The 17,241-nt window shown below is 56.2% G+C and carries 18 protein-coding genes; 8 read left to right on the forward strand and 10 right to left on the reverse strand.

What is annotated here, in order from left to right:
* Window positions 1–93: 93 nt before the first annotated feature.
* On the forward strand, window positions 94–2,259 hold the full coding sequence (locus ABJN86_RS15030) for an ATP-binding cassette domain-containing protein (RefSeq protein WP_348363760.1): 2,166 nt from the start codon (window positions 94–96) through the stop codon (window positions 2,257–2,259).
* Window positions 2,259–3,428, forward strand: a complete 1,170-nt coding sequence (locus tag ABJN86_RS15035; RefSeq protein ID WP_348363151.1) for an HlyD family type I secretion periplasmic adaptor subunit — start codon at window positions 2,259–2,261, stop codon at window positions 3,426–3,428. Before ABJN86_RS15030 ends, ABJN86_RS15035 begins: the two co-directional genes overlap by 1 nt.
* 9 nt (window positions 3,429–3,437) lie before the next feature.
* Here ABJN86_RS15035 and ABJN86_RS15040 read toward each other — a convergent pair whose 3' ends face one another.
* Window positions 3,438–4,682 carry a DUF4147 domain-containing protein gene (locus ABJN86_RS15040; protein ID WP_348363149.1) on the reverse strand — a complete coding sequence of 415 codons (1,245 nt, stop codon included), beginning with the start codon at window positions 4,680–4,682 and terminating at the stop codon, window positions 3,438–3,440.
* A gap of 344 nt (window positions 4,683–5,026) precedes the next feature.
* Here ABJN86_RS15040 and ABJN86_RS15045 point away from each other — a divergent pair, with 344 nt between their 5' ends.
* The 6 genes from ABJN86_RS15045 (at window position 5,027) to ABJN86_RS15070 (ending at window position 8,886) form a co-directional block, all read left to right on the forward strand.
* Complete coding sequence (locus ABJN86_RS15045; protein ID WP_298256757.1) at window positions 5,027–5,653, forward strand: ATP-dependent Clp protease proteolytic subunit; 627 nt, start codon at window positions 5,027–5,029, stop codon at window positions 5,651–5,653.
* Between the two features lie 157 nt (window positions 5,654–5,810).
* Window positions 5,811–7,076, forward strand: coding sequence for an ATP-dependent Clp protease ATP-binding subunit ClpX (gene clpX / locus ABJN86_RS15050; RefSeq protein WP_348363147.1), 1,266 nt, complete (start codon window positions 5,811–5,813; stop codon window positions 7,074–7,076).
* Window positions 7,076–7,465, forward strand: coding sequence for a RidA family protein (locus tag ABJN86_RS15055; protein WP_348363145.1), 390 nt, complete (start codon window positions 7,076–7,078; stop codon window positions 7,463–7,465). The genes clpX and ABJN86_RS15055 overlap by 1 nt, the downstream gene beginning before the upstream one ends.
* 69 nt (window positions 7,466–7,534) lie before the next feature.
* A complete protein-coding gene (locus ABJN86_RS15060; protein ID WP_348363144.1) occupies window positions 7,535–7,918 on the forward strand; it encodes an NADH:ubiquinone oxidoreductase subunit NDUFA12 in 384 nt (127 codons plus the stop codon).
* Between the two features lie 24 nt (window positions 7,919–7,942).
* Window positions 7,943–8,392, forward strand: coding sequence for an outer membrane lipid asymmetry maintenance protein MlaD (gene mlaD / locus ABJN86_RS15065; RefSeq protein WP_348363143.1), 450 nt, complete (start codon window positions 7,943–7,945; stop codon window positions 8,390–8,392).
* A gap of 146 nt (window positions 8,393–8,538) precedes the next feature.
* Window positions 8,539–8,886, forward strand: coding sequence for a DUF2155 domain-containing protein (locus ABJN86_RS15070; RefSeq protein ID WP_348432280.1), 348 nt, complete (start codon window positions 8,539–8,541; stop codon window positions 8,884–8,886).
* Here ABJN86_RS15070 and aat read toward each other — a convergent pair.
* From aat to ABJN86_RS15115, 9 genes are all read right to left on the reverse strand, one after another.
* Window positions 8,792–9,430 carry a leucyl/phenylalanyl-tRNA--protein transferase gene (gene aat / locus ABJN86_RS15075; RefSeq protein WP_348363139.1) on the reverse strand — a complete coding sequence of 213 codons (639 nt, stop codon included), beginning with the start codon at window positions 9,428–9,430 and terminating at the stop codon, window positions 8,792–8,794. The two genes, ABJN86_RS15070 and aat, sit on opposite strands and share 95 nt — an antisense overlap.
* Before the next feature lie 42 nt (window positions 9,431–9,472).
* On the reverse strand, window positions 9,473–10,816 hold the full coding sequence (accC, locus tag ABJN86_RS15080; protein WP_348363137.1) for an acetyl-CoA carboxylase biotin carboxylase subunit: 1,344 nt from the start codon (window positions 10,814–10,816) through the stop codon (window positions 9,473–9,475).
* A 6-nt stretch (window positions 10,817–10,822) separates the two neighbouring features.
* Window positions 10,823–11,317 carry an acetyl-CoA carboxylase biotin carboxyl carrier protein gene (gene accB / locus ABJN86_RS15085; RefSeq protein WP_348363136.1) on the reverse strand — a complete coding sequence of 165 codons (495 nt, stop codon included), beginning with the start codon at window positions 11,315–11,317 and terminating at the stop codon, window positions 10,823–10,825.
* Window positions 11,318–11,451: 134 nt separating this feature from the next.
* On the reverse strand, window positions 11,452–11,778 hold the full coding sequence (locus ABJN86_RS15090; RefSeq protein WP_348363135.1) for a hypothetical protein: 327 nt from the start codon (window positions 11,776–11,778) through the stop codon (window positions 11,452–11,454).
* A gap of 138 nt (window positions 11,779–11,916) precedes the next feature.
* A complete protein-coding gene (locus ABJN86_RS15095; RefSeq protein WP_348363134.1) occupies window positions 11,917–12,672 on the reverse strand; it encodes an ABC transporter ATP-binding protein in 756 nt (251 codons plus the stop codon).
* Between the two features lie 11 nt (window positions 12,673–12,683).
* Complete coding sequence (locus tag ABJN86_RS15100; RefSeq protein WP_348363132.1) at window positions 12,684–13,442, reverse strand: ABC transporter ATP-binding protein; 759 nt, start codon at window positions 13,440–13,442, stop codon at window positions 12,684–12,686.
* A 12-nt stretch (window positions 13,443–13,454) separates the two neighbouring features.
* Window positions 13,455–14,645: a branched-chain amino acid ABC transporter permease gene (locus tag ABJN86_RS15105; RefSeq protein ID WP_348363130.1), complete on the reverse strand. Its 1,191-nt coding sequence runs from the start codon at window positions 14,643–14,645 to the stop codon at window positions 13,455–13,457.
* Window positions 14,646–14,649: 4 nt separating this feature from the next.
* Entirely contained in the window at window positions 14,650–15,681 is a 1,032-nt protein-coding gene (locus ABJN86_RS15110) for a branched-chain amino acid ABC transporter permease (RefSeq protein ID WP_348363129.1), read from the reverse strand.
* 127 nt (window positions 15,682–15,808) lie between these two features.
* Window positions 15,809–17,158, reverse strand: a complete 1,350-nt coding sequence (locus ABJN86_RS15115) for a substrate-binding protein (RefSeq protein WP_348363128.1) — start codon at window positions 17,156–17,158, stop codon at window positions 15,809–15,811.
* Window positions 17,159–17,241 lie beyond the last annotated feature (83 nt).

Below are 17,241 nucleotides of genomic sequence, written 5' to 3' on the forward strand. Positions count from 1 at the left end.
CGGGCCAAAGCTGCCCAAGCATCTAACACTGCTAAACTAAAACCAGTTGAGACCCCGACGTCAGTCGCCAACGATCCCGGCCTGCGCGTCCCAATGCCAAGAGAGCCCGAAAAAGCTGGACGGTTCTCCAAGAAGTTGCGCAGTCGCGCTGACTTGGTGTCCGTCTATGCGGGCTTGCTTGGTGTTGATTTGCAGCCGTCCGACATTCTGGACGCCGCAATTGAGCAGCCCTTAGACAAGGGCGGTGTGTCGCCAGAGTTGCTGGCGCGTGTGATGAAGTCTTTGGGCTTGGTCTGCTCGGTGCGCGAAGTGCGCCTGCGCAACGACCTGTGGCCCGCACTTGTTGAGATGAAAACCGGCCAGCTGGTTTTGGTGCTGGAGCAACATGACCAAACCCTGACGATTTTTGACGACACCATTGGTGACCGCCGCACTGAAGTGCCTTTGGCTGAGTTTGCTAAAGTGTTTTCCGGCAAGGTGCTGAAGGCTGAAAGCTCGATGCGCCAAGTTGAGGAGAAGCACCGCCTTGAGGCGAAGCCAACCCATTGGTTCTGGGGCGAGTTCCCAAAATACAAACGTCACCTGATTGAGATTACTGCGGGCTCCTTCGTCGCCAATATTCTGGCTGTGGCCGTGGCTCTGTTTTCTTTGCAAGTTTATGACCGTGTAATCCCGCATCAATCCCACGCCACCCTTTGGGTTCTGGCAATTGGTGCCATGGGCGCGCTGACGCTTGAGGCATTCTTGAAAATTGCCCGCGCACGCATGATGGATGGGGCAGGTCGCAAGATCGAATTGTCGGTCCAACAAACGCTGATGAGCCGCCTTTTGGGCATGCGCGCAGGCACTCCGGGTGCTACGCCGTCGGGGACGTTCTCTGCGATGCGCGAATTCTCGTCCATCCGCGAGTTCTTCACGGCATCTACCATCGGCTCTTTGACCGATGTGCCGTTTATCTTCTTGTTTTTGCTGCTTGTTGGCTCCATCGCGGGCAATGTGGTTTGGGTTTTGGTCTTGGGCGGCATCTTGATGGTTCTGCCGGGGTTCTTCTTGCAAAAACGCATGATGAAATTGACCGAGGAGACGCAAGGCGCGTCCGTCAAGGCCAACCGTTTGCTGCATGAGGCCATCTACGAGGCCGACACAGTCAAGTCCCACCGTGGCGAAGAGCGTTTCGCCCGTCTGTGGAGCGAGCTGAACGCGCTGTCCGCATTGAAATCTTCTGAGCAACGCCGCCTGTCCTCCGCGCTGACCTTCTGGTCGCAAGGGGTTCAGCAAGCAACATATGTTGGGGCAGTCGTTTTGGGGACCTTCCTTGTGTTCGCAGGGGAATTCACCGTCGGCTCGATCATTGCCGTGGGCATTTTGACCTCGCGGACTTTGGCACCACTGACACAACTGGCCGCGACTATGGCGCGTTGGTCCAACGTGAAGACCGCACTTGTGGCACTGGATGCCGTCGTGGAAAGCCCGCAAGATTATGACGCGGAGCGCAGCTACCTGCGCCGCGAACGGATCACGGGCCGCTTTGAGCTGCGCGACGTGGTTCACCGCTACGACGAAGACGCGGTACCTGTGCTTGATCTGGGTGGCATGGCCATCCCAGCGGGGCAACATGTGGCAATCCTTGGTGCGAATGGCTCGGGCAAGTCGACACTGATTAAACTGCTGTCAGGCCTTTACGCACCCGACACAGGCCGCGTGTTGATCGACGGTATCGATATGGGACAAATCCACCCCAAGGACCTGCGCCGTGGTGTTGGGTATCTTAGCCAAGAGGTTCGTCTTTTTGCAGGTTCTTTGCGCGAAAACCTGAACCTGTCGGGCCTAGAGCGCGACGATGCCCGCCTGTTGGCGGCACTCGATTTTGCGGGGCTTGGCCGCTATGTGCGCGAGCACGCCAAAGGGTTGGATCTGCCAATTCACGATGGCGGCGCTGGTCTGTCGATCGGCCAACGCCAGTCCATTGGCTGGGCACGTTTGTGGCTGCAGGACCCGTCCGTGGTGTTGCTGGACGAGCCAACGGCAGCATTGGACCAATCGTTGGAGACTGCGCTGGTTGGCCACTTGCAAGCTTGGCTGAAGGGGCGCACCGCGATCATCGCGACGCACCGCATGCCGATCCTTGCGTTGACCGAACGGGTCATGATCCTGAAGGGCGGCAAGCTGTCCGTGGATGGCCCACGTCAGCAAGTTTTGGACCACCTTAAAAAGACAAAAGCAGGCGTTCAAATCAACACGCCGAAAGGGGGCAAGTAATGGCCACTATCGACGCAGCATTTGACGAGGACCTGCGTGGACCATCTTGGGTGATCCGCATCATCGGCCTGACAGTTTTAGCTTTCATCGCATGGGCGTCCTTTGCTTGGGTGGACGAGATTGTGCGCTCGGACGGGGAGTTCGTGTCTTCCTCACGCCCGCAAATTATTCAAAACTTTGAAGGCGGTATCCTGTCGGAGCTACTGGTCTCTGAAGGCGACACGGTGAACCCCGGTGACATCTTGGCCCGCCTGTCGGTGACCAACTTCCAAACCTCGGTGGATGATTTGCAAGACCAGATCGATGCGCTGGACATTCGCCGCATGCGCCTAGAGGCAGAGCTTGCTGGCCAGTTTGATTTCTACGTTGAGGGTGATCTGGAACGCCGCCAGCCCGAGATCGTGGCCTCCGAACGTGCGCTGCTGAATGCGCGCCAAACCGACTACGAAGGCCGCACAGACGGCGCCCGCGCGATTCTCAAAGAGACCCGCCGCGAGTCGCTCTTGATGGAAGATTTGCTGCAACAGAATATCGTGTCCTTGGTCGAGGCCAGCAATGCGCGCAAAACCAACACGGATGCGGAAGCGAAATACAAAGAGATCGTCTCGAGGGCCGAGTTGGAACGCGCCTCCGAATACTCCGACACGCTCAAAGAGCTGGCGACGTTGCGCCAGAACATGAAACTGAGCAAAGACCAATTGGCACGGACGGTGATCCGCTCGCCCATGCGCGGCATCGTGAACAACGTGGCGATCTCGACCATCGGCGGCGTTGTGCGCCCCGGCGAAGAAATTTTCCAAATCATCCCAATGGGGGAGGAGCTGTTCGTTGAGGCTAAAGTAAAGCCCAAGGACATTGCCAGCCTGCGCCCCGGCCAGAACGCGACCGTGAAGCTGTCCGCCTATGACTACACCATTTACGGCACGCTTGAGGGCAAGGTTCAGGTGATCTCGGCGGATACGTTCAAGGACGAGCGGGTGGCCGATGGCGACCCGCACTACAAAGTGCTGCTGTCGGTTGATACAGACAAGCTGTCACAGCGCCAAAAGTCGGTCGAAATTCGCCCTGGTATGCTGGCTCAGGTCGAATTGCACACCGGCGAAAAGACGATCCTGCAGTACCTGACGAAGCCGCTGTACAAATCCCGCGAAGCCTTCCGCGAGCCTTAGGGCTCGCGTTTACCGCCGAATAAATATCTGCACGTCGGCCACATTCGTGCCCGTGCCACCGGTCATCACTAAATCCCCAGAGCCACTCAGCGCGTTGTAGGCGTCGTTGTTTGCAAGCAATGCCTCCGCATCAAGGCCCGCAGCTCTCATGCGGGTCATTGACCCCATATCCACAATGCCGCCTGCCGCATCCGTTGGGCCATCCCGCCCGTCTGTGCCGCCCGACAGAAACACCCAATCCCCCTCGATGCCTTGTAGCGCCATTCGCAGGGCAAGGTCTTGATTTCGGCCACCTTTGCCGCTCCCTGTTAGGGTCACTGTCGTCTCTCCGCCAAACAGCAACACAGCGGGGCCGTCTTGCGGTAACGCGCGGAAAACCTCGGCCAGTTGGGGGGCGACGTCAGCGACGTTTCCTTCCAGTCGGTCACTGATGATCTGCGCCTCGGGGCAGGCGGCGCGCATGGCGTCCAAGCTTTGGCGGTTGGACGCGATCAGGTGGTTCTGCGCCTTGGGCAACTCCTGCGCCTGTGGCTCTGGCGAGGTGAGCAGGGTTTGGACGCTGTCTGGCATGTCGTCCCAAATATTTGCACTTTCCAACAAGGCCTTAGCGCTGGCGCGGTTGCCAATAGGGGCCACGGTCGGACCAGAGGCGATGGCGCGCAGATCATCGCCCACAACGTCGGAAATCATGTAGGCCGTGACCGGCGCAGGGGCTGCCGCGCGCAATAATCCGCCGCCCTTTAGGCGAGAAAGCTGTTGGCGGATGTGGTTCATGTCGTTGATATCCAACCCAGAGCCAAGCAACACTTTGTTAACACGCGCCTTGTCGTCCAAGGTTATCCCTTGCGCGGGGGCAGGCAGCAGGGCCGACCCGCCACCCGATATGAGCGCAACAACGCGATCTTGTGGGGTGGTTTGGCGAAGCAAGGCCTCAACCTCTAGGGCGGCGGCCTCGCCTGCGCTGTCGGGAACAGGATGATTGGCCTGCAAAACGCGGCAACCTTTGATGGGGGCCGCATTTTCGGGGTTGGTGACCGCAATGGTTTCGATCGTTGTGTCGGGATTCACGAATGTTAACGCGGCGCGCATCATAGGGACGGCGGCCTTGCCCACTGCGATCAGATAAAGGGTCCCGTCCGCGCTTAGCGATGTGCCGTGCAACGCGCGCTCAACCGCGCGGGCGGGGTCGGCTGCGGATATTGCCACGTCAAACAATTGCAAAGCTTCTTTACGTAAGGGGGCTGTCGTTGACATAGATTTTCCGTTTTTTTGCAGCGCTTTAGTTGCCAAAGTTGAGGTGGTCATAACCCACTTGGCGTCGAGAGCCTTTATGCTGCAGTCGAGATTGGTGAGCAACGTGAGAGAGCCGTAACCATTGGAATGTGTCAAGGTTCACATCAAGAATAAGCATCCTTGTTTCATGGTTAACTCGCGGAAAGGTTGATGAACACCCCGTGCCTTGAACCCGGAATTATAGCACCCAAGTCATCTGTAGGCACGAAGACGTCGAGATGCGCTTGCACCCGTTTTTGTCCGACACTAACCTTGCGTTCACATTTACGCATTACGAAGCGCTCAAAAGCAGAAGGCAGGCAGGTATGCACGATCCAGTCGAAACCTATATGAACCTCGTTCCGATGGTGGTTGAACAGACCAGCCGCGGCGAACGGGCGTATGACATTTTCTCGCGCCTGTTGAAGGAGCGGATCATTTTTATCAACGGTCCAATCCACGATGGCATGTCCCATCTGGTGGTTGCTCAATTGTTGCACCTTGAGGCGGAAAACCCCTCCAAGGAAATCAGCATCTATATCAACTCACCTGGTGGTGTGGTGACGTCCGGTCTGTCGATCTACGACACCATGCAATACATCAAACCGAAGGTGTCGACGCTGTGCATCGGGCAGGCGGCCTCCATGGGGTCTGTGTTGTTGGCTGGCGGGGAAAAAGGCATGCGTTTCTCCTTGCCGAACTCGCGGATCATGGTTCACCAGCCGTCGGGCGGTTACCAAGGTCAAGCGTCGGACATCATGATTCACGCTGCCGAGACGCAAAAACTGAAAGACCGTTTGTACGACATCTACGTGAAACACACTGGTCAAACGAAGAAGTCCGTCGAAAAGGCGCTGGATCGCGATAATTTCATGTCGCCTGAAGAGGCCAAGGACTGGGGTCACATCGATGAAATCGTTGAGAATCGCAGCAAAGACGACGACGACAAGTAACTAAATTAAACGCCTCGTTTCCCATTGGGATGCGGGGCGTAACATATTCGTTTTTGGCGTTGTACCTCCCTTGTTGCTGGCCTAACTTGGAGCCACAGGCGGAAACGAATTTATACGTTCCAACATCGATGCGCGTAATTCAGGAATAGGTGGCTCAATGGCAAACAACTCTGGTGACGGTAAAAACACCCTCTATTGTTCGTTTTGCGGCAAGTCCCAACATGAGGTACGCAAGCTGATTGCGGGCCCGACAGTCTTCATCTGCGATGAATGCGTCGAGTTGTGCATGGACATCATTCGTGAGGAAACTAAGACGGCTGGCCTAAAAGCGGCCGACGGTGTTCCAACGCCACAAGAGATTTGCGAAGTTCTGGACGACTACGTCATTGGACAAAGCCACGCCAAGCGCGTGCTGTCGGTGGCAGTTCACAACCACTACAAACGTTTGAATCACGCGGGTAAGTCCGGCGATATCGAGCTGGCGAAATCCAACATCATGCTAATCGGCCCAACGGGCTGCGGTAAAACACTGCTGGCGCAAACGCTGGCCCGTATCCTTGACGTGCCGTTTACCATGGCCGATGCAACAACTCTGACCGAAGCCGGTTACGTGGGCGAAGATGTTGAAAACATCATCCTCAAGCTGCTTCAGGCGTCTGAATACAATGTAGAGCGCGCGCAGCGCGGCATCGTCTACATTGATGAAGTTGATAAAATTACCCGTAAGTCCGACAACCCTTCGATTACCCGCGACGTGTCGGGTGAGGGTGTGCAGCAGGCTTTGCTGAAAATCATGGAAGGCACAGTTGCCTCCGTGCCACCGCAAGGTGGTCGTAAGCATCCGCAGCAGGAATTCCTGCAGGTGGACACGACGAACATCCTGTTTGTATGCGGCGGTGCATTTGCCGGGCTGGACAAGATCATCGCGCAACGCGGCAAGGGGTCCGCGATGGGCTTTGGCGCGGATGTTCGCGAAGAGAATGACAAAGGCGTGGGCGAGCTGTTCAAAGATCTCGAGCCTGAAGATCTGCTGAAATTCGGCCTGATCCCTGAATTCGTGGGCCGTTTGCCGGTTATCGCGACTTTGGAAGACCTCGACGAAGACGCGCTTGTTACCATTCTCAGCGAACCTAAGAACGCATTGGTTAAGCAATACCAACGCCTGTTTGAGTTGGAAGATGCCAAGCTGACCTTCACCGAGGATGCTTTGCTCGCGATTGCAAAACGCGCGATTGAGCGGAAAACAGGTGCACGTGGTTTGCGCTCAATTCTGGAAGATATCCTGCTCGACACCATGTTTGAGCTGCCAGCGCTTGAAAACGTCGACGAAGTTGTCGTGAACGAAGATGCCGTTGGCCGTTCCGCCAAGCCGTTGATCATCTACGGTGAAGCAAAAGAGAAGGCTGAGGCCGAAGCAAGCTAATGGCCATTCGCCGGATTTCCTCAGGCGGTGCATTTGAACCAAAAGTCGGGTATTGCCGCGCTGTTGTCGCAGGCGATTGGATCCATGTTGCGGGAACTGTTGCAGCCCCTGAGACGGATACTGGTGAGCCAGCTTTGGGGGCGGCGGCGCAATGCGCATCTGCCCTGACGATCATCGAGAATGCACTGCGTGAAGCCGGCGCTGGTTTTGCGGACGTCGTACGGGTCAGTTATATGCTGCCCGCCGCCGCCGAGTTTGAGGCGTGCTGGCCCGCATTACGCGCAGCCTTTGGCGACAATCCACCTGCCGCGACTATGATCGAGTGTGGGTTGATTGACCCTAAATACCGTATCGAGATTGAAGTTACGGCCTATAAACCAAGCCCGTAGAGGGCGCGCCACACTGGACTGTTGCCGCATGATGGTCCATATAACGCAAGATGAATTTCGGAGGCCGACATGGGCATTCTCAACACTCTTCTTCGCGCCGTCACTTGGTGGAACGGCCAGACATTGAACACGCAGCTATTCACATGGCGCAAAGGTGTGAAAGTTGGCGAGGATGATGCGGGCAACACGTTTTACAAAACGGCCGACGGCAAACGGCGTTGGGTGATCTATAACGGCGAGGCCGAGGCCTCCCGCGTGAGCCCCGATTGGCATGGCTGGCTGCACCACACTTGGGACGAGCCACCGACCGATGCGCCGATTGCGCATAAATCTTGGGAAAAGCCGCATCAGCCGAACCTGACAGGGACTGCGATGGCTTATGCGCCACAAGGGTCGTTGCGTCAGGCGAAACCACAAGCACATCAAGACTACGAAGCTTGGACGCCTGAATAAGGCACAATGCTTGCGGGGGCACAAATGTCTGAAAACACAACAGAAGTAATCGTCGGAACAGGTGTTTTGGCTGTAGCGGTGGGATTTCTCGTCTTCGCGATGGGGGCGACTTCCTTCTCTACGGGTGGGGATTCCTACCCTTTGGCCGCGAGCTTTCGCTCGGCTGAGGGCGTGAAAATTGGCACCGATGTGCGGATGGCAGGCGTGAAGGTTGGCACGGTGACGGACTTGTCGCTAAATCCACAAACCTTCCGCGCCGATGCAACTTTCACTATGAAGAACGACATCGAGATCCCCGACGACAGCGCAATCTCCATCAGCTCCGAAGGGCTTTTGGGCGGGAATTTTGTCGAAGTTATCCCAGGCGGCTCGCCGTTCAACTTGGAAGCCGGTGGCGAGATTGAAGACACGCAAAGCTCTGTCTCCTTAATTACGCTGCTGATGAAGTTTGTGGCCGGAGATGGCGACGAATGAAGCGCTATGTCGCGACTTTTCTAATGTTGGCTCAGCCTTTGTTTGCGCAAACCACGATTGAAGGCAACAACACAGTCATTAGTCTGGGAAATGGACCTGTGGAATCAGAGACGCGCTCGTCAGCATCTAGTGCTGCGCAGGCTGTTATGCGCGGTTTGGACAAACTGGCAGGGGCGAGCGTCGATATCATCCTAACCTCTGGGGAGACGACGCAATTCGGCCCGCTGCAGATCACTATGGGCGATTGCCGCTACCCCAAAGGAAACCCGAACGGCGACGCTTTCGTTCAACTGTCTATCATAGATAGCAACACTCATAATTCAGCGTTTGAGGGGTGGATGGTCGCCTCTAGTCCGGCGCTGAATGCAATGGATCACCCGCGCTATGACGTCTGGGCGATCAGATGCAAACTTGATGACCGGACACCGTCTGTGGTTGCCGGTGAAAGTTCGCCTCGACCTCTAGAGCGGCCCGCAGGGCTCGGCGGTAACTAGCGCGAGGGATTTCGATCCCGCCCATCGACGCCAAATGTGGGGTCAGGAATTGGGTGTCGAGCAGGGTGTATCCGCCGGTTTTCAGCCTAGAAACCAGATAGGCCATGGCGATTTTTGAGGTATCTGTACGGCGCGAGAACATGGATTCCCCGAAGAATGCACCCATCAGCGACACCCCATAAGCGCCGCCCACAAGATCATCCCCCTCCCAAACTTCAACCGAGTGGGCATAACCTGCTTGGAATAAGTCCATGTAAATGCTGAATATTTGCGTGTTTATCCACGTCTCTTCGCGGTCAGCGCAACCTTCAATGACACCTGCGAAGTCGGTGTCTATTTTGATTTGGTAGGGCTCGCGCCGGATTGTTTTGCGCAAGGACTTTGAAATGTGAAACTGATCCAAAGGCATCACGCCGCGCAGTTGCGGATCAAGCCAAAACAGACTGTCATCGTCGCGGCTTTCGGCCATCGGAAAAATCCCTTGCGCATATGCGTTCAGGATTAAGTCCGGTGTCAGCTCAAGAGCAGTTTCATCTTTGGCCATGGGGCAAGAAAAGCAGGGCTGCGCTTAACGCGCAACTCCCGATTATGTGTTTTGCTCTAGCCAATGTTCCAACCAGTGGATGTTGTAGTTACCGGTTTGGACGTCTTCCTCAGCCAAAAGCGCGTGGAAGAGAGGCGTGGTGGTGTCGATACCGTCAACGATCAGCTCTCCCAACGCACGGTGCAACCGGGCCAAAGCCGCAGGGCGATCAGGGGCGTGAACGATCAATTTCCCAATCAAGCTGTCGTAATAGGGAGGGATCGAATAGCCGGCATAAAGCGCCGAGTCCATCCGAACGCCAAGACCGCCAGGAGTATGATATTGCGTGATTTTTCCGGGGCAGGGGCTGAAGTTAGGCAGCTTTTCAGCGTTGATCCGAACCTCAATCGCGTGGCCGTTCACCTCTAGGTCCTCTTGCTGGAAGGACATGTCCTCGCCAGCGGCAACCCTGATTTGCTCGCGCACCAAATCTACGCCGAAGATGGCCTCGGTCACAGGGTGTTCCACCTGTAGGCGGGTGTTCATTTCGATGAAGTAGAACTCGCCGTTTTCATACAAAAACTCGATCGTGCCAGCGCCAGCATAGTCAATGTTGGCAACCGCGTCGGCGCAAACCTTACCTATTCGCGCACGGGTTTCAGCGTCGATTGCAGGGCCAGGGGCCTCCTCAAACACCTTTTGGTGGCGGCGCTGCAAGGAGCAGTCGCGCTCGCCCAAGTGAACCGCGCGGCCTTTGCCGTCGCCAAACACCTGTATCTCAATATGGCGTGGCGTGGTCAGGTATTTCTCGATGTAGACTTCGTCGTTGCCGAAGTTGGCTTTGCCCTCGGCGCGCGCAGTTTGGAACGCGCTTTTCATCTCATCAGCGGATTGGGCAACCTTCATGCCCTTACCGCCGCCGCCAGCTGTGGCTTTGATGATCACCGGATAGCCGATTTCTTCGCCGATGCGCATGGCATCTTCAACAGAATGTACGCCGCCGCCGGAGCCGGGAACGCAAGGCACGCCAAGCTTCTTCATGGTCTCGATGGCGGTGATTTTGTCGCCCATGACACGGATGTGGTCAGCCGTTGGGCCGATGAATTTCAGGCCGTGGTCTTCAATGACCTGCACGAAACCTGCGTTCTCGGACAAGAAGCCGTAGCCGGGGTGGATTGCTTCCGCACCAGTGATCTCGCACGCGGAAATAATCGCGGGGATCGACAGGTAGCTTTCGGTGCCGGAAGGCGGCCCGATGCAGACCGCCTCGTCGGCCATGCGCACATGCATCGCGTCGCTATCGGCGGTGGAGTGAACGGCAACCGATTGGATGCCCATTTCACGCGCCGCGCGGATGACGCGCAGTGCGATTTCGCCGCGGTTGGCGATCAGAATTTTGTTAAACATGGAGATTTACTCCACGATCATCAGCGGCGCGCCGAATTCCACTGGTGTGCCATCCTCGACCAACACGCGTTTCACGGTGCCGGATTTCGGTGCAGGGATGTGGTTCATAGTTTTCATGGCTTCGATGATCAGCAAGGTTTGGCCCTCGGTCACCTTATCGCCGACGGCGGCAAATGCAGGGGTGTTTGGCTCGGCTTGCAAGTAGCAGGTGCCGACCATTGGTGATGTCACGGCACCTGGGTGTTGGGCGGGATCGTCATTGTCAGCGGCGGGCGCTGCGGCGGCGGCAGGTGCGGCGGCCGGAGCTGCGGCGGCTATAGGTGCAGGAGCGGCCGCAACCGCTTGTTGTACAACATTAACTTGCTTGGAGACGCGAACGTTTAGGCTGTCATCTTCGCCGTACTCGCGCATCACCTCAAGCTCGGTGAGGTCGTTAGTTTTTAATACTTCGGCCAACGCTTTTACGAAAGCGACGTCGCCGTCATGGGAGTTTTTTGCCATTTAATTAGTCCTCGACCGAAGTGCCGTTCTTACTTGCCAGACCATGTCCGGTAATGCGGCTTTGATTTTGCTAGTCTGCTTATAGGCCAAGGCTGATTAGGTGAAAAGATATGAATTTCCGTGGCGTAATTCGGTTAAGGATCATCTTTGGTAGGGCGCGGAACCAAGAGGTCTACATGTTCTCCTTTAGGGGGAGGCGTCTCAATTCCCTGCATGGTTCTTAAAAGTGATTGCAATTCATGCTGCTCGCGGTCGCGCAGGGCGGGGTTGTGCTGGAAATCTGGTGCGAACAAAGCCGCCGCCGACACCATCGCAGGGGCTACTTCTAGGATTTGGGATTGCCGAGCTTGTGGTCCTATAACCGGTGAGGTGCTTGGCACTTCGGCCACAACGCTTACAGCGTGATTGGGTCTGTTGGGGATCGGCATTAAGCCGGACAGGTGTTGAGAAAGCAGCGCCATCGCATTGCCCTTCCATATCAGAGGAGTCCACCCGCATCTAACGTGCGCAAATACTGTCATCAGGATCTTAACGAAGGCCATGAAAAAAGGCGTAGTTCGTGAAAACTACGCCTCAAATCTTAGTAAAATCCAGCTGGCTTAGATCGCCAGATACTCGGCGCGTAGGGCGTCATTCTCGAGCACCTCTTGCGCAGAGCCATCAAAGACCACCGAGCCAGTATCAAGGATCACAGCACGGTCGGCCAACTTCAAAGCGGCCACGGCGTTCTGCTCCACGATGATCGTTGTGATGCCTTGATCGCGGATGATTTGTAGCGTTTTCGCGATTTCTTGCACGATGACAGGAGCAAGGCCCTCGTATGGCTCGTCGAGCAGCAGCACTTTGATGTCGCGGCACAAGGCCCGTGCGATGGCTAGCATTTGCTGCTCACCACCTGAAAGGGTCACGCCCTCTTGCTTGCGACGCTCGCCCAAACGCGGGAACAAGTCGTAGACGCGTTCAATCGACCAGCCGATCGGTGGGGCGATTTGGGCCAACTGCAGGTTTTCCTCAACCGTCAGGCCAGGGATAATGCGGCGATCTTCCGGGACTAGCCCGATGCCTGCACCGGCGGCTTGATATGCGGCCATGTTGTGCAGTGGCTGGTGGTCCAGCCAAATTTCACCGTGCTGCAATTGCGGATCACCCATGCGCGCGATGGTGCGCAAGGTCGAGGTCTTGCCAGCGCCGTTGCGGCCCAGAAGGGCGAGGATTTCGCCTTCATGCACGTTAAAACTGACGCCTTGTACGATGTAGCTTTCGCCGTAGTACGCCTCGATGTCCCACACTGATAAAAAGGCGGGGGCGGTGGCCGCGTTGTTGGCGTTCTTGTTGAAGTCGGGTTTCACATTCATTTTTCCGGCTCCTAAACCTGCGCCTCACCAAGATACGCTTCGCGTACCTTCGGGTGGCCTTTGATGTTTTCTGGCGTGTCCTCGACCAATGGGGTGCCTTGCGCCAGCACCGTGATACGCTCGGCCATGGAGAACACCACGTGCATGTCGTGCTCAATAATGGCCATGGTGATGTCGCGCTTCTCCTTGATCTCTTTGAGGAGGTCGATGGTGTTGTTGGTGTCGGCGCGTGCCATGCCCGCAGTAGGCTCGTCGAGCAGCAGCAGTTTTGGCTCTTGCACAAGGCACATAGCCATCTCTAGACGGCGTTTGTCACCACGCGACAACGAGGACGCGGTCATGTGGCGTTTGTCGCTCATGCTGACGTCTTCCAAAATGGCATCGGCCATGTCCTTGATCTGCGATTGGTGGCGCACCGCGGAGATGGCGTTCAATTTGAACGATCCGTCGCGGTGGGCAAAGCAGGGGATCATGACGTTTTCATATACGGTCAGTTCGGCGAAAATCTCCGGAGTTTGGAACACGCGAGAGACGCCCATTTGGTTGATCTCGTGTGGCTTGCGGCCCAGCAAGGATTGCCCCTGAAAGGTTACCGATCCAGTGTCAGGGATCAGCTTGCCCACAAGACAGTTGAGCAGCGTGGATTTACCGGCCCCGTTCGGGCCGATAATTGCGTGTACGGTGTTTTCAGCGACGCTTAGGTTTACGTCGCCCAGTGCCTGCAGCCCGCCGAAGCGTTTGCCGACATTTTTGATCTCTAGGATACCCATGTCTAATGCTCCTTATTCAGCGGGGGTTTGGTCGGCGGCAGGGGTGTCATCTTTGACCTTCTTGCTACGGAATTTCGCAGCAATGCGTTGGCCACCTTCAACAAGCCCACCGGGCAAGAAGATAACAATCGCCATGAACATCAGGCCAAGCGTCAGGTGCCAGCCCTTGCCCACGAAGGGGTGGATGATGAGGATCACGAAGTCCTCGATGCCGTCGGGCAGGAAGGCGAACCATTGGTGCAAAACCGTGTCGTTGATCTTTGAGAAGATGTTCTCAAAGTACTTGATGAAACCTGCGCCCAAGACGGGGCCGATCAGTGTTCCTGCACCACCTAGGATGGCCATCAGCACGACTTCGCCCGAGGCCGTCCACTGCATGCGCTCGGCGCCTGCAAGCGGGTCCATAGATGCCATGAGACCACCTGCCAACCCAGCATACATGCCAGAGATAACAAAGGCCGCCAGCGTGTAGGGACGTGGGTTCAGGCCGGTGTAGTTCAAGCGCGTTTGGTTGGTTTTGATCGCCTTCAACATCAGCCCGAAAGGGGAGCGGAAGATGCGGATCGCCAAGTAGAACATGATGACCATGATGACCGCACTGAAGTAGTAACCTGTGTTGAAGTCAAAGCTCCATGCGCCCAGCTCCAACTTGAAGGTGGACTGCATCTCTTGGCCGAATAGATGCGGGATATTTGGCATCGCGTCGGAGTGGAACACTTGCGGGTCGGAGTTGTAGACCTGCAATCCTGACTCGCCGTTGGTCAGTGGCGTCAGCACTGAATAGGCAAGTGCGAACGACATTTGCGCGAAGGCCAGCGTCAGGATCGAGAAGTAGATGCCCGAGCGACGCAGCGAGATGTAGCCGATCAACAGGGCGAACAGGCCCGATGTGATCACCGACAAAAAGATGCCCGGTATGATGTTGTAACCTAGCAGCTTGAACATCCACACGGCGGAGTATGATCCGACACCCAAGAAGGCCGCGTGGCCAAAGGATAGATACCCCGTGAGGCCGAAGAGGATGTTAAACCCGATGGCAAAGATGCCAAAGATCACAAAGCGTTGCATCAAATCAGGGTAGCCCGCGTTGAACTGCGCCATCGCTGAGTCCACTGGGAACGGGTTCAAGATGAAGGGCGCGAACATCGTCAAGACCATGACGACGAGCAGCAGGGAGGTGTCTTTCTTTTCGAGACCTAGCATTGGTTTAGTCCTCCATCACACCCTTGCGACCCATAAGGCCACGAGGACGAACTAGTAGAATGATGATTGCAACGAGGTAGATGATGATTTGGTCGATGCCCGGCAGGATTTGCTTGATCTGGTTCATCGACGAGAAGCTCTCGAGAATACCTAGCAAGAAGCCCGCAAGAACAGCGCCGGGCAGAGAGCCCATGCCGCCCACCACGACCACAACGAAGCTTAGGACAAGGAAGTCCATGCCCATGTGGTAGTTGGGCGAGTTGATTGGCGCGTACATAACACCGGCCAGCCCCGCCACAGCGGCGGCGATGCCGAACATAATGGTGAAGCGTTTGTCAATGTTGATGCCCAGCAGGCCCACGGTTTCGCGGTCGGCCATGCCAGCGCGCACAACCATCCCGAAGGTGGTGAATTGCAAGAAGGCGAACACACCTGCGAGGATGATAATGGTGAAGACGAAGTACACGATCCGCCACATCGGGTAGATGATTGTGTTGGGGCCGTATCCTAGCAACTCGCCGAAATCAAAGAATCCGCGCAGCACTTCAGGTGCCGGTGTTGGGATTGGGTTCGCGCCGTAGTAAAATTTAACGATCTCTTGGATCACGATGGCCAAACCGAATGTAACTAGGATTTGGTCCGAGTGGGGGCGGCTGTAGAAGTGCTTGATAAGCCCGCGCTCCATGATGAAGCCGACGAGCAACATCACCGGAATGGCGAGCAGAATGGCCAAGGGAACCGACCAGCCGATCAGCGTCGCGCCGACCTCCGGTCCGAACCATGCCTCAACATAAGGGGTTTTGACTTTAGCAGGATTACCCAGAAAATCTGTCTTGGTCTCGTCGAGCGTTATGATCGAGAGCGTGAACAACTTTTGGAGCGTCACCGCGCAAAAGGCACCCAGCATGAACAATGCGCCGTGGGCAAAGTTCACGACGCCGAGCGTGCCGAAAATAAGGGTCAGGCCCAAGGCAATCAACGCATATGCGGAGCCTTTGTCCAAACCGTTTAAGAGTTGAAGTATGATTGCGTCCATCTTTCCCATCTCGCCTGTTGGGGTGTTCCTGCCGAAACCTCAGAGCGTGCATACGTCTGAGGTGGCGTGGTGCCGTGGCCCGCTTCTTTTGGCAGAAGCGGGCCACGTTCGTATTTATAAGCTTGGCTTACGCGCCTGGGTTACAGGAGCCCAAGTCGCCGCCCGCAAAGTCAGGGTGGTCAACTGCGTACTCAACTTGCGCACGTGGTGTGACTTCCACAACTTCGAGAAGGTCGAACTCGGATGTTGGGTTCTCTTTACCCTTCACAACCAGAACGTCTTTGAAGCACTGGTGGTCATCAGCACGGTAGTGAGTTGGGCCGTTACCCAAGCCGTCGAAGTCGTAGCCTTCGAGAGCTTCTGCGATGCCACATGGGTTAAATGTGCCAGCACGTTCTGCCGCATCCGCATAGAGAAGCGTTTGCACGTAGCATGTGTGCGCAGCCTGCGATGGTGGGAAGCCGTACTTCTCGCCGAAGGATTTAACGAATGCTTTGGAGCCTTCGTCGGTCAGGGACCAGTGCCAGTTGGTTGAACCGAAGATGCCTTTAGCAGCTTCGCCAGCACCACGAGCCATCAGGCGCGAGTAAAGTGGGACAACGATTGTGAAGTCTTTGCCGTTTGCTTGCGCATCACGAAGGCCGAACTGAACGGCTTGTGTCAACGAGTTCACCATGTCGCCACCGTAGTGGTTCAGGATCAGCGTATCCGCACCAGACTGCAGAACCGGAGTGATGTAGGATGAGAAGTCACCAGCACCAACAGGTGTTTTGACAGTGTTCACTGTCTCCCAGCCCATGCGCTCTGTGTAGGTCTTCATCGAGCCTTCTTGGCTGTAACCCCAAGTGTAGTCGGCTGTCAGGTGGTAGGCTTTACGGTCTTTGCCGTAGTTGGCCTCCAAGATTGGCGCAAGCGCCGCACCGGACATCTCGGTGTTGAAGAAGTGACGGAAGCCGTTGGCTTTTCTGTCCTTACCGGTGGTGTCGTTGGAGTGTGTCAAACCAGCCATGAAGATCACGCCAGCTTCTTGGCACAGACCTTGCACACCAATGGCCACGCCCGAAGAGGAGCCGCCAGTGATCATCACTGCTTTGTCTTTTTCAATCAGCGAGCGCGCGGAAGAGCGTGCAGCATCTGTGTTGGTTTGTGTGTCGCCTGTGACGAATTCCACTTTCTTGCCCAAGATACCGTTGCCCTTAAGGGCTTTGGACGAGAAGGTGTTCATCATGCCAGCGTCGCCGCCGCCATTCAGGTGCTCAACTGCCAGCTCATATGCGCGCAGCTCGTCGGCTCCTTCATCCGCGTATGGACCAGATTGTGGAACGTTGAAGCCCAGCGTTACTGACGAGCCTGTTGGCTCATTCAGGTAGCTGGCACCCCAAGCGGCGCCGCTGTAAATCGTCGGCATTGCCAAAGCACCGCCTGCCACTGCAGACGTCTTTAGAAAGCCACGACGTGTAAAGTTCGATTTGGACATTTAAATCCTCCCTAAGTGATTTTGGCTTCCTCCTCCTCAGGAAAAGCCGCAGCCTGAATGGTTTGCAGGCCATCCCCAGTATC

Source organism: Litoreibacter sp. (assembly GCF_039974535.1).
In the GTDB taxonomy this organism is placed as follows: Bacteria; Pseudomonadota; Alphaproteobacteria; order Rhodobacterales; family Rhodobacteraceae; genus Litoreibacter.

What these genes read in the sequence shown, in the direction of transcription:
- ABJN86_RS15030 (WP_348363760.1), top strand. Translation starts at nt 94, where the DNA reads ATGCCAAGAGAGCCCGAAAAAGCTGGACGGTTCTCCAAGAAGTTGCGC.
- ABJN86_RS15035 (WP_348363151.1), top strand. Translation starts at nt 2,259, where the DNA reads ATGGCCACTATCGACGCAGCATTTGACGAGGACCTGCGTGGACCATCT.
- ABJN86_RS15040 (WP_348363149.1), bottom strand. Translation starts at nt 4,682, where the DNA reads ATGTCAACGACAGCCCCCTTACGTAAAGAAGCTTTGCAATTGTTTGAC.
- ABJN86_RS15045 (WP_298256757.1), top strand. Translation starts at nt 5,027, where the DNA reads ATGCACGATCCAGTCGAAACCTATATGAACCTCGTTCCGATGGTGGTT.
- clpX (WP_348363147.1), top strand. Translation starts at nt 5,811, where the DNA reads ATGGCAAACAACTCTGGTGACGGTAAAAACACCCTCTATTGTTCGTTT.
- ABJN86_RS15055 (WP_348363145.1), top strand. Translation starts at nt 7,076, where the DNA reads ATGGCCATTCGCCGGATTTCCTCAGGCGGTGCATTTGAACCAAAAGTC.
- ABJN86_RS15060 (WP_348363144.1), top strand. Translation starts at nt 7,535, where the DNA reads ATGGGCATTCTCAACACTCTTCTTCGCGCCGTCACTTGGTGGAACGGC.
- mlaD (WP_348363143.1), top strand. Translation starts at nt 7,943, where the DNA reads ATGTCTGAAAACACAACAGAAGTAATCGTCGGAACAGGTGTTTTGGCT.
- ABJN86_RS15070 (WP_348432280.1), top strand. Translation starts at nt 8,539, where the DNA reads ATGCGCGGTTTGGACAAACTGGCAGGGGCGAGCGTCGATATCATCCTA.
- aat (WP_348363139.1), bottom strand. Translation starts at nt 9,430, where the DNA reads ATGGCCAAAGATGAAACTGCTCTTGAGCTGACACCGGACTTAATCCTG.
- accC (WP_348363137.1), bottom strand. Translation starts at nt 10,816, where the DNA reads ATGTTTAACAAAATTCTGATCGCCAACCGCGGCGAAATCGCACTGCGC.
- accB (WP_348363136.1), bottom strand. Translation starts at nt 11,317, where the DNA reads ATGGCAAAAAACTCCCATGACGGCGACGTCGCTTTCGTAAAAGCGTTG.
- ABJN86_RS15090 (WP_348363135.1), bottom strand. Translation starts at nt 11,778, where the DNA reads ATGGCGCTGCTTTCTCAACACCTGTCCGGCTTAATGCCGATCCCCAAC.
- ABJN86_RS15095 (WP_348363134.1), bottom strand. Translation starts at nt 12,672, where the DNA reads ATGAATGTGAAACCCGACTTCAACAAGAACGCCAACAACGCGGCCACC.
- ABJN86_RS15100 (WP_348363132.1), bottom strand. Translation starts at nt 13,442, where the DNA reads ATGGGTATCCTAGAGATCAAAAATGTCGGCAAACGCTTCGGCGGGCTG.
- ABJN86_RS15105 (WP_348363130.1), bottom strand. Translation starts at nt 14,645, where the DNA reads ATGCTAGGTCTCGAAAAGAAAGACACCTCCCTGCTGCTCGTCGTCATG.
- ABJN86_RS15110 (WP_348363129.1), bottom strand. Translation starts at nt 15,681, where the DNA reads ATGGACGCAATCATACTTCAACTCTTAAACGGTTTGGACAAAGGCTCC.
- ABJN86_RS15115 (WP_348363128.1), bottom strand. Translation starts at nt 17,158, where the DNA reads ATGTCCAAATCGAACTTTACACGTCGTGGCTTTCTAAAGACGTCTGCA.